Annotated in this window: 11 protein-coding genes and 1 pseudogene; 7 read left to right on the top strand and 5 right to left on the bottom strand. The window is 69.4% G+C overall.

Translation table 11 applies throughout. The annotated features are described in order from the left end of the window. The first annotated feature begins 40 nt into the window (after window positions 1-40). The 4 genes from ACXAID_RS01690 (at window position 41) to ACXAID_RS01675 (ending at window position 5,409) form a co-directional block, all read left to right on the top strand. On the top strand, window positions 41-2,278 hold the full coding sequence (locus ACXAID_RS01690) for an NADP-dependent isocitrate dehydrogenase (protein WP_475020441.1): 2,238 nt from the start codon (window positions 41-43) through the stop codon (window positions 2,276-2,278). Window positions 2,279-2,325: 47 nt separating this feature from the next. Then, on the top strand, window positions 2,326-2,736 hold the full coding sequence (locus tag ACXAID_RS01685) for a hypothetical protein (protein ID WP_475020440.1): 411 nt from the start codon (window positions 2,326-2,328) through the stop codon (window positions 2,734-2,736). Between the two features lie 73 nt (window positions 2,737-2,809). Further along, complete coding sequence (locus ACXAID_RS01680; RefSeq protein WP_475020439.1) at window positions 2,810-4,141, top strand: acyltransferase family protein; 1,332 nt, start codon at window positions 2,810-2,812, stop codon at window positions 4,139-4,141. 278 nt (window positions 4,142-4,419) lie between these two features. Further along, window positions 4,420-5,409: a glycosyltransferase gene (locus tag ACXAID_RS01675; RefSeq protein ID WP_475020438.1), complete on the top strand. Its 990-nt coding sequence runs from the start codon at window positions 4,420-4,422 to the stop codon at window positions 5,407-5,409. A gap of 108 nt (window positions 5,410-5,517) precedes the next feature. Here the strand turns inward: ACXAID_RS01675 and ACXAID_RS01670 are convergent, their stop codons facing one another. After that, a complete protein-coding gene (locus ACXAID_RS01670; RefSeq protein WP_475020494.1) occupies window positions 5,518-5,733 on the bottom strand; it encodes a hypothetical protein in 216 nt (71 codons plus the stop codon). Between the two features lie 162 nt (window positions 5,734-5,895). After that, window positions 5,896-6,385, bottom strand: a pseudogene (locus ACXAID_RS01665) (baeRF2 domain-containing protein); the annotation flags it as partial. 475 nt (window positions 6,386-6,860) lie between these two features. On the opposite strand from ACXAID_RS01665, the gene ACXAID_RS01660 reads away from it, so the two are divergent. Then, window positions 6,861-9,263 carry a Tex family protein gene (locus tag ACXAID_RS01660; RefSeq protein ID WP_475020437.1) on the top strand — a complete coding sequence of 801 codons (2,403 nt, stop codon included), beginning with the start codon at window positions 6,861-6,863 and terminating at the stop codon, window positions 9,261-9,263. Beyond that, window positions 9,260-9,931 carry a sensor domain-containing protein gene (locus ACXAID_RS01655; protein ID WP_475020436.1) on the top strand — a complete coding sequence of 224 codons (672 nt, stop codon included), beginning with the start codon at window positions 9,260-9,262 and terminating at the stop codon, window positions 9,929-9,931. The genes ACXAID_RS01660 and ACXAID_RS01655 overlap by 4 nt, the downstream gene beginning before the upstream one ends. Before the next feature lie 9 nt (window positions 9,932-9,940). On the opposite strand, the gene eutC is transcribed toward ACXAID_RS01655, so the two are convergent. Genes eutC through eat form a run of 3 tightly spaced genes read right to left on the bottom strand, consistent with a single transcriptional unit; the run spans window position 9,941 to window position 13,553 of the window. Then, complete coding sequence (gene eutC, locus ACXAID_RS01650) at window positions 9,941-10,717, bottom strand: ethanolamine ammonia-lyase subunit EutC (protein ID WP_475020435.1); 777 nt, start codon at window positions 10,715-10,717, stop codon at window positions 9,941-9,943. Then, window positions 10,714-12,123, bottom strand: a complete 1,410-nt coding sequence (locus ACXAID_RS01645) for an ethanolamine ammonia-lyase subunit EutB (RefSeq protein WP_475020434.1) — start codon at window positions 12,121-12,123, stop codon at window positions 10,714-10,716. The genes eutC and ACXAID_RS01645 overlap by 4 nt, the downstream gene beginning before the upstream one ends. Then, window positions 12,120-13,553 carry an ethanolamine permease gene (gene eat, locus ACXAID_RS01640; RefSeq protein WP_475020433.1) on the bottom strand — a complete coding sequence of 478 codons (1,434 nt, stop codon included), beginning with the start codon at window positions 13,551-13,553 and terminating at the stop codon, window positions 12,120-12,122. Before eat ends, ACXAID_RS01645 begins: the two co-directional genes overlap by 4 nt. A gap of 356 nt (window positions 13,554-13,909) precedes the next feature. On the opposite strand from eat, the gene ACXAID_RS01635 reads away from it, so the two are divergent. Further along, the coding region (locus ACXAID_RS01635) for a DUF7159 family protein (RefSeq protein WP_475020432.1) at window positions 13,910-14,385 on the top strand (476 nt) is incomplete at its 3' end.

The following is a 14,385-nucleotide window of genomic DNA, read 5'->3' as shown; positions in this document are numbered from 1 at the left end:
TCTGACGAACTGACCGAAACCGATGCCGGGAGACCACCACATGAGCGCCGAGCAGCCGTCCATCATCTACACGCTGACCGACGAGGCGCCCCTGCTGGCGACCTACGCCTTCCTGCCGGTGATTCGCACCTTCGCGCAGGCCGCCGGCATCGACGTCAAGTCCAGCGACATCTCGGTGGCCGCACGCATCCTGGCCGAGTTCCCCGACTACCTGACCGAAGAGCAGCGGGTCCCCGACAATCTCGGCGAACTGGGCAAGCTGACCCAACTGCCCGAGACCAACATCATCAAGCTGCCCAACGTCAGCGCCTCGGTACCCCAGCTGCTGGCCGCGATCAAGGAACTGCGCGAGAAGGGCTACAACCTGCCCGAGTTCCCGGGTGACCCCAAGACCGACGAAGAGAAGGAAATCAAGGCGCGCTACTCGAAGATTCTCGGCAGCGCTGTCAATCCTGTTCTGCGCGAAGGTAACTCAGACCGGCGCGCACCCAAGGCGGTCAAGGAGTACGCCCGGAAGAACCCGCACAGCATGGGGGAGTGGTCGCAGGCTTCGCGCACCCACGTCGCGACCATGAAAGACGGCGACTTCTACCACGGTGAGAAGTCCATGACCCTGGACAAGGCCCGCAAGGTCAAGATGGTCCTCGAGACCAAGAGCGGTGAGACCCTGGTCCTCAAGCCCGAGGTCGTACTCGACGAGGGCGACATCATCGACAGCATGTACATGAGCAAGAAGGCGCTGTGCGACTTCTTCGAGGAGCAGATCGAGGACGCCTACAAGACCGGGGTCATGTTCTCGCTGCACGTCAAGGCGACGATGATGAAAGTCAGCCATCCGATCGTGTTCGGGCACGCGGTCAAGGTGTTCTACAAGGACGCCTTCGCCAAGCACCAGAAGGTGTTCGACGAACTCGGCGTCAACGTCAACAACGGCATGTCCGACCTGTACACCAAGATCGAAGCGCTGCCGGCTTCCCAGCGTGAGGAGATCATCCAGGACATCCACGCCGTCCACGAACACCGGCCCGAGTTGGCGATGGTCGACTCGGCCCGCGGCATCACCAACTTCCACTCGCCCAGCGACGTGATCGTCGATGCGTCGATGCCCGCGATGATCCGCGCCGGCGGCAAGATGTACGGTGCCGACGGCAAGCTCAAGGACACCAAGGCGGTCAACCCGGAGTCCACCTTCTCGCGGATCTACCAGGAGATGGTCAACTTCTGCAAGACCCACGGACAGTTCGACCCCACCACCATGGGCACCGTCCCGAACGTCGGGCTGATGGCGCAGAAGGCCGAGGAGTACGGCAGCCACGACAAGACCTTCGAGATCCCCGAGGACGGGGTGGCCGACATCGTCGACATCGACACCGGCGAGGTGCTGCTGTCCCACAACGTCGAGGCCGGCGACATCTGGCGGATGCCGGTCGTCAAGGATGCCGCCATCCGCGACTGGGTCAAGCTCGCCGTCACCCGGGCCCGCGCATCCGGCATGACCGCGCTGTTCTGGCTCGACACCGAGCGTCCGCACGAGGCCGAGCTGCGCAAGAAGGTCAAGGAATACCTCAAGGACCACGACACCGAGGGCCTGCAGATCCAGATCATGCCCCAGGTGTGGGCCATGCGGTACACCCTCGAGCGCGTCATCCGCGGTCAGGACACCATCGCGGTCACCGGCAACATCCTGCGTGACTACCTCACCGACCTGTTCCCGATCCTGGAACTGGGCACCTCGGCCAAGATGCTGTCCATCGTCCCGCTGATGGCCGGCGGCGGCATGTACGAGACCGGCGCCGGCGGCTCGGCGCCCAAGCACGTGCACCAGCTCATCGAGGAAAACCATCTCCGCTGGGATTCGCTCGGCGAATTCCTGGCCCTGGGCGCCAGCTTCGAGGACATGGGCCGCAAGTCCGACAACAAGAAGGCGACCCTGCTGGGCAAGACGATGGACTCGGCGATCGGCAAGCTGCTCGACAACAACAAGAGCCCGTCCCGCAAGGCCGGGGAGCTCGACAACCGGGGCAGCCAGTTCTACCTGGCGATGTACTGGGCGGCCGAACTCGCCAACCAGACCGAGGACCCCGAACTCGCCGAACATTTCGCGCCGCTGGCCAAATCGCTGGCCAACAACGAGGAGACCATCGTCGCCGAGCTCAACGAGGTGCAGGGCAGCCCCGCCGACATCGGCGGCTACTACTACCCCGAGGATGCCAAGTTGATGACGGTGATGCGGCCCAGCAAGACACTCAACGAGACCCTCGAGGCCGCACGAAGCTGAGGACGGACCCGGCCCCGGCCGGCGGCGCGGTGTTCTACCATCGGCAGATGACGCGCCGCGCCGTGATGCTGGGGGTGACCGCGGTGGTGCTGTTGACCGGATCGGCGGGGGTCGCCGCCGCCGGCCCGGTGCCGCCGGCACCGCCGTGTTCGTTCACGCTGTCGACTCCGCAGGTCGTGCACCGCGACGGCGCCGACGTGGTCACCGCTACCGTGGCCCCGGCAGACTGCGGTCCGCCGGCGTCGCCGTACGTGAGCGTCGCCTGCCTGCAGCTCGTCGGAGACGGGGCCCCCAAGCGGTGCGCCCAGGGCCGCGACGGACAACCGGCTCAGGTGTTCTACGCTCCGTTCGTCCCCGGGGCCAGCTACACCGCGACCGGGCGCGGTTGCGGAAACTGGATCGGAAACGAGCCGGCCCCGCAGTGCCAGCAGCTCGGTCCGCACACCGCGACGCTGTAGCCCCGGCGAACTCTCGCCGAAATTCGGTAGTACTACTCAGTCGCCGTGGCGCCAGGCCAGGCATGCTGGCCTCATGGCATCTACCGCCCGACCCACCGGCTCCACCCCGGATGTGACTCCGCCCGGGCGTGACCGTGCGGTCGACGTCGCCAGGCTCGCTGCGCTGCTCGTGGTGATGTTCGGGCACAGTGCCCTGCTGCTGGCCACCATCGACAGCGGCGGTGTGCGCATCGGAAACATCCTCGGCGCGCTTCCCTCGCTCGCCCCGGTCACCTGGATCCTGCAGGTGATGCCGCTGTTCTTCCTGGCCGGCGGAGCGGCGGGCGCCTACGGGCACCATGATGGAACCCCCTGGGGGGCATGGCTGTTCACCCGGGCCCAGCGGCTGTGCCGACCGGTGTTCTGGTACCTGGCGGCATGGTCGGTGGGACTGCTGCTCGTGCGGGCCACCATGGGTGAAGCGTCGGAGGCCGGCCTCGGCGGCGAAAGCGTCGCACTGCTGTGGTTCCTGGGCGTCTACCTGCTCACGCTGGCGTGGGTGCCCGCGATGACCCGCCTGAACCGAGGCACCGCGGTCGCCGTCGTGCTGGCCTCGCTGCTCGCCGCGATCGCGGTGCTGGACGTGATCCGCTTCGCGGTTGGTGAGCCGATGGCCGCGGTGGCCAATTTCGTGCTGGTGTGGCTGATCCCGATGCTGGTCGGTGTCGCCTATGCGCGCCGTCTGATCGGGGTCCGCGTGGCGGGGGCGGTGGCCGTCGCTGCCTTCGCCACGCAGGTGGGTCTCGTCGTGTTCGGCCCCTATGCGGTGTCGCTGGTGGTCGACGGCACTCGTCAGGTCTCCAACGTCTCACCGCCGACTCTGGTGCTGGCGATGCAGTGCCTGTGGATGTCGTGCCTGTTCGTGCTGCTGGCCGCACCGATCCAACGCTGGGCCCGCAGGCCGCGGATCTGGCGGATCGTGGCGGTCGGCAACGCCGGGGCGATGACCCTCTACCTGTGGCACATCCCGGCCATCGCAGTCGCCGCATTCGGGCTGCACATGTTCGGGCTGGACGCCTACGACGTGCACGCCGGCGGCTTCTGGGGGCGGCTGGCGTTGCGCGCGGTCGTCTTCGCGGTGGTGATGCTGGTGCTGTTCCGGCTGCTCTCACCGCTCGAACACCGCCGGCTGCCCTGGTGGGATGCTCCCGTCCGGGCGGCCCGCGCGCAGTCCGCTCTGGCCGGTGCCTTCGTCTGCGCGGCCGGTGTCGCGCTGGTGCTGATGGCGAAGTCCGGCCTCGGGGAGACACCGGGGTGGAGTGCGCTGGCAGGCTTCGTGATCGCAGCCGCACTGGCCCGCTTCGCCGCGTCGGACCTTCGGGCATCCCGGTCACCGGCCGCCGGGCAGGTGACCGCCCGGCGGTGAGCACGGTGGGTCGGCGCCCGAAGTCCGAGCCATCGAACGAATCGACGCGGTCGGCAGACGAAGAACACGTACCCAGGCGTTTGGGAACCCCGAATTCTGGCTCTCCCAGATCACAGGGCGCCCACCAACGGCGTCCCGAACAGAGCCGAACCACAAAGGGATTCCATGCGACTGGCGATAGTGGGTGAGCTGCCCGGTGAGCTGAGCGCGACATCGCGGGCCGATGCGTGCTACGACCTCGGCAGCCTGGCCGAGGCGCTGGCGGACCGGGACGCGACGTGCAGGTCCACACCGCGAGCCCGGACATTGCGCCTGCGCACACCGCATACGGCGTGGTCGGCCTTCCCGCCGAGACCGACGCCGGCGGCCGGACCGGGCCGGTGATGCCGGTGATCGAGCAGATCGCCCGGTTCCTGATCGACCGGTGGGAAGGGCATCCACCCGACGTCGTGCACTGCCACGGCTGGATCTACGGGATGGCTGCACAACTGGCCGCCGACCGGCGACGCCTTCCGACCGTGCAGTCCTTTCCAGGGCTCGGCACCCTGATGCGTTCGCAGCGCTCGGCTGCCGGCGCGCCCCGTATCAGATTCGAGACGCTGCTGGCGGCCAGGAACGCCACCGTGGTCGCCGCGCAGTGCGGTGACGATCTCGACGAGCTGAACCGGTTGGGTTGCCCCCGCAGCAAGATCACCGTGGTGCCGCCGGGGGGCAACGTCGACGAGGACGTCAGCGCTGCGCTGACGGGCCTGGGACCGAGCGAACTACTCCTGATCGACCAGGACGGCGACCAGCGCCTGATCGGCCGAATCGCCTCGGTTGCAGCCGAACTCGGTGTCGAGAACCAAGTCCGGGCCGTACCGGTCCCGGGCCCGAACGAACTGTCCGATGTGCTGCGCACGGCCGACGTGGTGGTGTGCCCGGCCAGCTATGACGCTCACGCAACCGTCACCCTGCGTGCGATGGCCGCGGGCACCACCGTCGTCGCTGCAGCGGCCGGCGGGATGCGCGATGCCGTCATCTCCGAAGTCACCGGTCTGCTGGTTCCCCCGGCCAATCCCGACGCGCTGCGGGCAGCACTGCGAACGGTGTTGTCCTCACCCCTGCTGCGCGAGGGGATGGGGCTGGCCGGCCGCTCCCGGGCGCGGTCACGCTACTGCTGGCAACGGGTCGCGGTGGACGCCGAGGTGTCCTACCGCTCGGCAGCCGACCGACACCACGCCGGACGTGGCGACGACGCACCCGCCGCGGCTGCGATATCGCGCTGAGGCCGGCGCTGCGCCGAATGCCACCGAACGTCACCAAACGTCACCAAACGTCACCGAACGCCACCGAACGCCGTTGTCCCGGAGGCCACCCGGAGAGGTCGGCGCAGCTCACCCGCCCGCTGCGGTGCGCCGGGGGTAGCGCAGCACCGCGGCAACCCCGTCACGCGGCGCCAAGCGCTGGTCGAGGGCGACGAGCTCGGCATCGGTGAGCACCGCGGCGAACGGGAGCCCTTCATCGGCCCGGACCGTCTCCGACCGCACCGACCCCAGTTCGGAGAGGACCTCCGGCGTCGGCGCCACCATCGTCGCCGAATCACCCAGCATCACCGTGGTGTCCGCGAGATCGCCGATCAGCAGCGTCTCGACGGCACCTTCGCGCAGGGCTGCGCACACGCCGGCCAGCCCCTCGGTGGCCAGCCCGGAGTCGCGGTCCAGCTCCGCGCGGAACCGCTGTGCTGCCGTGTCGATCACGTCGGCGCGGCGCTGCTGCAGTCGCGTCTCGATGGCGTGCTCGAGCGCTGACTCGTCGATGCTGCCGCGAGCACCCGCATCGACCTCGACCGCCCGCTCGGCGACCCGGGTGGGGCAACGCGGCGACCAGGTCGGTCCGGGACCGCACCTCGCCGACCACCCACACCACCTCGGGTCCGACGCGGTCGAACGCATCGGCCACCTCGTCGGCGGTCGCCCGCAGATTCTTGCGCGCCGCCTCCTCGGCCGGGCCGTTCGGATCGCCGTACCCGGCGGTCTGTCCACCGGCGGCCTTGTGCACCGGACGGTTGCCGGCGTCGACGCTGGTCGAACGCATCCCCGCACCGTGGCGCACGGTGACGTCGGCCCCGGCGTGATCCACCTCGACGATGAGCGACGGCGGATCGTCGACACCGTGCACCACCACCGGGACCAGATAGGGAAGGCTGGAGACCCGGGCCGTCGGCAGTTCGGGGGGTCGGATCAGGGTCTGGGTGAACTGCATGTCCCGGTTGGCGATGACCGCCAACCCGGCCTGGCCGACCGGGTGAGGGGTTTCGGTGAAGCCCCGGCGCACGCTGTCGATCAGCTCGTCATCGGCACCCTCGGCGGCCAGCTCCTCGGCCACCGCCCGCCAACGCAGTTCGAGTTGTTTGTCGGCGTCGGCGGTGTCGTGCGAGTCGTCGACGGTGATCGACGCGAACGGCCCTTCAGCGGTGGTCAGGGTGCGAAAGCGACCCGATTGCATGTGGTGTTCTCCTCCTCGTCTCACGCTCACTCCCGCGCGGCCTGCGCGGCAGTGGATGCTTGGGGGAGGTTGCCCGCATCGTGGTGGAACAAACCCCGCCGGCTGTGCCGAGCCCGCCCGAACCGTGGCCCGGGTGCGCCGGGCGGGCAGCTGGGTCGGCCTCCTGCGACGCACCGTCCGGGCCTCGTGTCACGCATGCCGGCTGTCGGATCGGTTCGGTAGGGTCCTCCGCGTGAATCCGAGCGTTGCCCAGAAGAACCCCCGTTTCGCCCGCAAATCCGTCAGCGGGCGGCTGGCCGCGGAGCTCGCGGTGGGGGAATCGCAGGTCGCGGCCGCGGTGCGGTTGCTCGACGAGGGCTCGACGGTGCCGTTCATCGCGCGGTACCGCAAGGAGGTCACCGGAAGCCTCGACGACGCCCAGCTGCGTCAACTCGAAGAGCGCCTCGGCTACCTGCGCGAACTCGACGACCGCCGGGAAGCCGTGCTGGCCTCCATCGAGGAGCAGGGCAAACTGACCGAAGAGCTCACCGGGGCGCTACTGGCCGCCGACACCAAGGCGCGGGTCGAGGACATCTACCTGCCCTACAAGCCCAAGCGGCGCACCAAGGCGCAGATCGCGAAGGAAGCCGGGCTGGGGCCGCTGGCCGACCGGCTGCTCGCCGACCCCACCCTGACGCCCGAGGCGGAGGCCGCCGGGTTCGTCACCGACGGTGTCCCCGACGCCGCCGCAGCGCTCGACGGTGCCCGCCACATCATCGTCGAGCGCGCCGCCGAAGACGCTGCGCTGGTCGGCGCTCTGCGGGAACGGTTCTGGGAGAACGGCCGGGTCCGCACCCGAGCGGCGGAGGGCGCCGAGAACAGTGCCGCCGCACAGAAGTTCCGCGACTACTTCGACTTCACCGAGGCGCTGACGAGCATGCCCAGCCACCGGGTGCTGGCGGTGCTGCGCGGCGAGAAGGAGCAGGCCCTGGCGTTGACGCTGGACGGCGGCGCCCCCGACGGTCCGGACACCGACGGCGACGAGGCCTACCAGGCCATGATCGCCGCCGCGCTCGGCATCGACCGTGCCGCGCCGGGGACCGCCACGCCGTGGCTGTCCGGTGCGGTGGGCTTCGCGTGGCGCACCCGGCTGTCGGTGTCGGCGTCGGTGGACGCCCGGGTACGGCTGCGCCGCCGCGCCGAAGAGGAAGCCGTGGCGGTGTTCGCCCGCAACCTCAAAGATCTGCTGCTGGCGGCCCCGGCCGGCAACCGCGCGACGCTGGGCCTGGATCCCGGCTTCCGCACCGGCGTCAAGGTCGCCGTCGTCGACGGCACCGGCAAGGTCGTCGACACCTGTGCGGTCTTCCCGCATCAGCCGCAGAACCAGTGGGACGCCGCCAAGGCGACACTGGCGGCGCTGGTCGCCCGCCACGGCGTCGAGCTGATCGCGGTCGGTAACGGTACCGCGTCACGTGAAACCGATGCACTGGCAACAGAACTCATCTCCGACATCCGTGCCGCGGGAGCGTCGGCCCCGGCCAAGGCCATGGTCAGCGAAGCCGGAGCCTCGGTGTACTCCGCGTCGGCCTACGCCGCACACGAGCTGCCCGACCTCGACGTCACGCTGCGCGGCGCGGTGTCGATCGCCCGCCGCCTGCAGGATCCACTCGCCGAACTGGTCAAGATCGAGCCCAAATCGATCGGGGTGGGGCAGTACCAGCATGACGTCACCCCGGGACTGCTCACCCGCAGCCTGGGTGCGGTCGTCGAGGACGCCGTCAACGCGGTGGGCGTGGACCTCAACACCGCCTCGGCGCCGCTGCTGGCGCGGGTGTCCGGGATCACCGAGACCCTCGCCGAAGCCATCGTGGCCCACCGGGACCGGTCCGGGCGCTTCGCCAACCGCCGGCAGTTGCTCGACGTTCCGCGTCTGGGCCCCAAGGCATTCGAGCAGTGCGCCGGTTTCCTGCGGATCCGCGACGGTCAGGACCCGCTGGACGCCTCGGGCGTACATCCCGAGGCCTACCCGGTGGTGCGGCGGATCCTCGATCGCGCGGGCCTGTCCCTGGCCGAGATCATCGGCGACGAGCGCGCGTTGCGGACGATGCGTCCCGCCGACTTCGCCGACGACAGGTTCGGGATCCCCACCGTGACCGACATCCTGGCCGAGCTGGAGAAGCCCGGCCGTGATCCCCGCCCGGCATTCGTCACCGCGTCCTTCGCCGCAGGTGTGGAGAAGCTGTCCGATCTGAAGACCGGGATGATCCTGGAGGGCGTCGTCACCAACGTCGCCGCGTTCGGGGCGTTCGTCGACATCGGGGTGCACCAGGATGGTCTGGTGCACGTCTCGGCCATGGCCGAACGATTCGTCTCGGACCCCCACGAGGTGGTGCGATCCGGACAGGTGGTGCGCGTCAAGGTGATCGACGTCGACGAGCAGCGCCAACGCATCGGGCTGAGCCTGCGACTCGGCGACGAACCGGTTCGGTCCGGTCGGCCGAATCGGCGCGGGGAGGCGGCGCGCCCGGGCGGCGAACGACCGCGAGCCGACCGGCAGCGGGGCAGGCAGCGTACCGACAACCCGGGCAGGCGGGACCGAACCCCGGCCGGCGGTTCGATGGCTCAGGCGTTGCGGGACGCGGGTTTCGGGCGGTGAGTTCGCCCGCCCGCGGCCCGGGGTCCACGGCGACCGTCGTGGCCCTCGCGGCGGTGGGCGCGCTGGTCCTGACCTCCGGGTGTACCCGCGAGATCGAGGATGCGACCCCCCGAGCGGGTTCGGTGGCGGCGCCGATCCTCACAGCCCAGGTGGTCGACCTGCTCAGCCCCAACGTCCTCGGCGCGGACGGCAATCTGTTCGCCGACGCACAACCGCAACGCTGCGCCGGGCTGGCCCGGGAAGTGGACCCACCGCTGATCGAGGCGCAGAGCCCGCTGGCCACTGACGGCGGCCACTGGACCACACCCGACGGCACGATCTACATCGAGGAGATGGTCGCCGTCTACCGCTACGACTTCGACGCCGTCGCAGCCCTGGACCTGGCCCGCCAGACGCTCGACGACTGCCGCGAGGTGGCGCTGACCGTCACCACGATGCAGGACCGCACCTACGTGTTCGACGCCTTCCCGGCGACGACACCCGAGCCCGACGGCAGCGTGATCTGGCAGCTGCGGGCTCCCGACTGGAACTGCGACAACACCTTCGTGGCCGCCTACAACGCGGCCGTCGAGATCACCGCCTGCGGCGCGGCGGGCGGATTCGACATCGCCGAATTGGCCGACGGCGCCCTGGCGCGGATCGAGGCGCTGGCCAACACCACCGCGTGACGGGCCGTCTCAGCCCACGGCGACCTGATCGTCGTCGTCGCCGAGCAGGGCGGGGGAGGTGTCCTTGAGCGCCACCCCCGAGCGGCCGAGTTGGCGGGCGCCGGAGATCAGCGCGGCCGTGGTGCGCGCGGCGCGTTGATAGCCCAGCCCGTCGGGCGGGTGAATGTTGGAGATGCAGTTGCGGTCGGCATCGGTGCGACCGGGCCTGGGCAGATGGGTCAGGTAGATACCCAGGCTGTCGGCCACCGAGAGCCCGGGTCGTTCCCCGATCACCACCACCAGAGTCGCCACCCCCAGAGCCGCGCCGATGTGGTCACCGAGGGCGACCCGGGCCTGGGTGGCGATCACCGGTGCGGCCAGCCGGTAGCGGCCGTCGAACTCGTCGACCAGCGCACTGAGCAACCCGACGCCGTGGTCGACCAGGGCCCGCGGTGAGAGCCCGTCGGCGAGCACGATGCCGACATCGGCATCGGTGTTCGGCACCGTGCTGAGATCGGCGGGAGTGCGGCCGAGATCAGGGCGGCGCAGATACTCGCTGCGGGTTTCCGCACAGCTGCGGGCCAGCACCGGCGCGCCCAGACCGACCGCCTCGACCTGGGCGGCGAAGGCCTCGGCGTCCAACGGTTCGTGCACCGCGTCGCGAGCCGCTGCGTGGGCGGCTTTGAACTCCAGAACCCGGTGCGTCGGTAGCGCATTCCCGGCCCGGCCCAGCCCGATGCGCGCCTGGGTGCTGCGACGCAGCGGGGCCCAGACGTCCTCGACGGGGCGGGGATCGGTGGCGCTCACTGGCCCGAGGCCAATCCGAGCAGGGGCGAGGCGGCCGGATCCACCGGCAGCACCCGCCCGTCGCCGTCGGCCATTCCCAGCTGCGCCAGCCAGGCCTCGAACTCCGGCGCCGGCCGCAGGTTGAGCGCCTTGCGCACGTAGAGCGCGTCGTGAAACGACAGGCTCTGGTAGCCGAGCATCACGTCATCGGCGCCCGGCACGGTGATGACGAAGGCAGCGCCGGCCACGCCGAGCAGCGTGAGCAGGGTGTCCATATCGTCCTGGTCGGCCTCGGCGTGGTTGGTGTAGCAGACGTCGACCCCCATGGGCAGGCCCATCAGTTTGCCGCAGAAGTGGTCTTCGAGCCCGGCCCGGACGATCTGCTTTCCGTCGAACAGATATTCCGGGCCAATGAAACCCACCACGGTGTTGACCAGCAGCGGATCCAGGGCCCGGGCGACCGCGTAGGCGCGAACCTCCAACGTCTGCTGATCGACGGGCCGGCCCCCGGTACCCAGGTGCGCGCCCGCCGACAGCGCCGACCCCTGGCCGGTCTCCAGATACATCACGTTGTCGCCGACGGTTCCACGGCGCAGCGCCCGCCCGGCCTCGTTGGCCTCCATCAGCATCGGCAGCGTGACACCGAAACTCGTGTTGGCCCCCTCGGTCCCGGCGATCGACTGGAATACCAGGTCGACCGGCGCCCCGCGCTCGATCAGCTCCATCGTCGTGGTGACATGGGTGAGCACGCAGGACTGCATCGGGATGCCGAAACGCTGCCGGATCTCGTCGAGCAGCACCAACAGTTCTGAGGTGGTCTGCGGGGAGTCGGTGGCCGGGTTGATGCCGATCACCGCGTCGCCGCACCCCATCAGCAGACCGTCGAGAGTCGCCGCGGCGATACCGCGCGCGTCGTCGGTGGGGTGGTTGGGCTGTAGCCGGGTGGCCAGTGTCCCCGGGACCCCGATCGAGGTGCGGAACCCGGCGCTGACGGTGGTGGCCGCAGCCACCGCGATCAGATCCTGGTTGCGCATGATCTTCGACACCGCGGCGACCATCTCCGGTGTCAGGCCGGGCGCCACCGCGGCGATGCGCTGGGCGCTGTCGGGCTGGGAGGCGGTGTCGAGCAACCAGTCCCGGAATCCGCCCACGCTCAGATGCGCGACCGCCGAGAAGGCCTGTCGATCGTGGGTGTCGATGATCAGGCGGGTGACGTCGTCGGTCTCATAGGGCACGACCGCCTCGTTGACGAAGGTCGCCAGCGGAAGGTCCGCGAGCACCCAGGCCGCGGCGGCGCGCTCGGCGTCCGAATCGGCTGCACAGCCTGCCAGCTCGTCACCGGACCGTTGCGGCGTCGCTTTGGCCAGTACCTCGACGAGCCCGTCGAACTCGTAGGTGTGCCCGGAAACAGTCTGGGAGTAGGTCATTTCAACTCGTCCTCGGCGGCTTCCAGGGCCGCGAACTCCTCGTCGGGGGAGTTGGCCACCAGTCGGTGGCGGCTGTACAGGCCGAAGTAGGCCATGAACGCGGCGAACACGAGCAGGCAGCACAGCGCGGCGATGCTGTCGACCAGGAAGGTCGCGATGACCGCCAGCACGGCGATGACGAGGGCGAAGCCGGTGGTGACGATGCCGCCCGGGGTCCGGTAGGGCCGCTTCATCTCGGGGGCCCGGAACCGCAGCGTGATGTGGCTGACCATCATCAGGACATAGCTCAGCGCCGCCCCGAAGACAGCCATGTTCAGCAGCAGGTCACCCTGGCCGGTCAGCGACAGCGCGAACCCGATGGCGCCGGGGACCAGCAAAGCCAGCGTCGGAGCCTTGCGGGAGTTGGTCACCGACAACTGGGTGGGCAGATAACCCGCCCGCGACAGCGCGAAGAGTTGCCGCGAGTAGGCGTAGATGATGGAGAAGAAGCTGGCGATCAGCCCGGCCAGGCCGATGTAGTTGACGACGGTGGCCATCGTGCTGCCGCCGAGCGCCTCGACCAGTGGGTTGCCCGACTCCGAGATCGCCGCCGCTCCACCGGCGCCCGGGGTGAGCACCAGCACGGTCAGGCAGGTCACCAGCAGCACGGCGATGGCGGCGATGATGCCGCGGGGAACGTTGCGTGCCGGGTTTGCGGCTTCCTCGGCCGCCAGCGGAACACCTTCGATCGCCAGGAAGAACCAGATCGCGAACGGGATCGCGGCCCAGATGCCGAGGTAGCCGAATGGCAGCCACTCCGAAGCTCCCGCGGCGGTGGTGTCCACCGCGATGTCGGTCAGGTTGGCCGCATCGAACTGCCCGATCGCGGCGATCGCGAAGATCACCAGACCCACCAGTGCTATCGCGGTGATCACGAACATCACCTTGAGCGCCTCGCCCACCCCGGTCAGGTGGATACCGATGAACAGGGTGTACGCGGCGAGATAGATCCACCACCCGTCCTGGATGCCGAACAGGTTCAGTGACTCGACGTAGGCACCGATGAATGTGGCGATGGCAGCCGGGGCGATCGCGTACTCGATCAGGATGGCGGTGCCGGTGGCGAACCCGCCCCACGGGCCCAGGGCGCGGCGGGCGAAGGTGTAGCCACCGCCGGCCGCGGGCAGCGCCGAGGACATCTCGGCCATTCCGAGCACCAGGGCCAGGTACATGCCGGCGATGATGACGGCGGCGATGGCCAGCCCGCCGAAACCGCCCTGGCCCAGTCCGAAGTTCCAGCCCGAGTAGTCACCGGAGATGACGTAGCCGACACCGAGGCTGGCCAGCAGCACCCAGCCCGCCGAGCCCGACTTGAGTTGTCGCTTCTGGAGGTAGGCATCCGGCTCGTCGTGTTCCTCGACGCCACTTCGCCCGTGACGGTCACCACTCATGTTCTCAGACTCCGTTCGTCGGTGTGATCTAGCACACTACGCGCCCCGGGGTTGCAGCAACGTTGCTTTCCGGCACGAAAAGTACTGCAGCACAAATACTTTCAACGATCACCAGGCGCGACGGTAGTGAGCGACGGCATCGTCGCTTCGCCAGGGCGCGCGAAGCGCGCAAACCGGCGTTAGGCTCCTGCCGGTTTGACGATCACCGGAGAAGGCTTCAAAGGTCGAGCTTCCGACCTTTAAAGAGCAGCCTATGGGCTGCCCCGCGCCTTGTCCAGCCCCCGCGGCGCTGTAACAGCACGTAGGGGCATCCGATACATCCGACACACCGGATGCGAGAACGGAAGGGGACCGCCGTGACCACGGTGATGGGGTTGTCTCTGACCTCCGACGCGTTCGGCTGGGTACTTGTCGACGACGGCGCCGTCGTCGACCACGACGTGGTACCCGTCAGCACCGAGACCGAAACCGCCGGCGCGGCGGCGCGAGGTGCGCGGACGATCGCCATGACCGCGGGCCTCCATGTCGACCGCGTGCGGCTGACCTGGAGCGACGACGACGCTGACCGTGGACGGCAGCTGCGTTCCCGGCTCGACCGCCTGGGCTTCGCCCACGTCGAAGCCGTCCCGCAACGCTGCGCGCTGGCTGCCGAAGCCGGTCCGGACATCGCCGGTTTGCCCACCGAGGTGGTGTTGGCCCATGGGGCTGCGCTGGCCGTCGTCGATCCCGCCGAGGCCATCACCGAACCGGTGGCCCAACGTGCGGTCCGCGCCGCCCGTCCGCGGCGGCTGATGCCGGCGGTGCTGGGCGTGGCCGCCGCGGTGACCCTGGG

It is taken from the genome of Mycobacterium sp. ABE4_509, assembly GCF_056160785.1.
This window is presented reverse-complemented; position numbering and strand designations above follow the sequence as displayed.

Excerpts from the sequence above, each read along its gene's own strand:
- ACXAID_RS01690 (WP_475020441.1), top strand. The coding sequence starts at position 41 with ATGAGCGCCGAGCAGCCGTCCATCATCTACACGCTGACCGACGAGGCG.
- ACXAID_RS01645 (WP_475020434.1), bottom strand. The coding sequence starts at position 12,123 with ATGACCTACTCCCAGACTGTTTCCGGGCACACCTACGAGTTCGACGGG.
- ACXAID_RS01670 (WP_475020494.1), bottom strand. The coding sequence starts at position 5,733 with ATGCTGGGTGATTCGGCGACGATGGTGGCGCCGACGCCGGAGGTCCTC.
- ACXAID_RS01685 (WP_475020440.1), top strand. The coding sequence starts at position 2,326 with ATGACGCGCCGCGCCGTGATGCTGGGGGTGACCGCGGTGGTGCTGTTG.
- ACXAID_RS01680 (WP_475020439.1), top strand. The coding sequence starts at position 2,810 with ATGGCATCTACCGCCCGACCCACCGGCTCCACCCCGGATGTGACTCCG.
- eat (WP_475020433.1), bottom strand. The coding sequence starts at position 13,553 with ATGAGTGGTGACCGTCACGGGCGAAGTGGCGTCGAGGAACACGACGAG.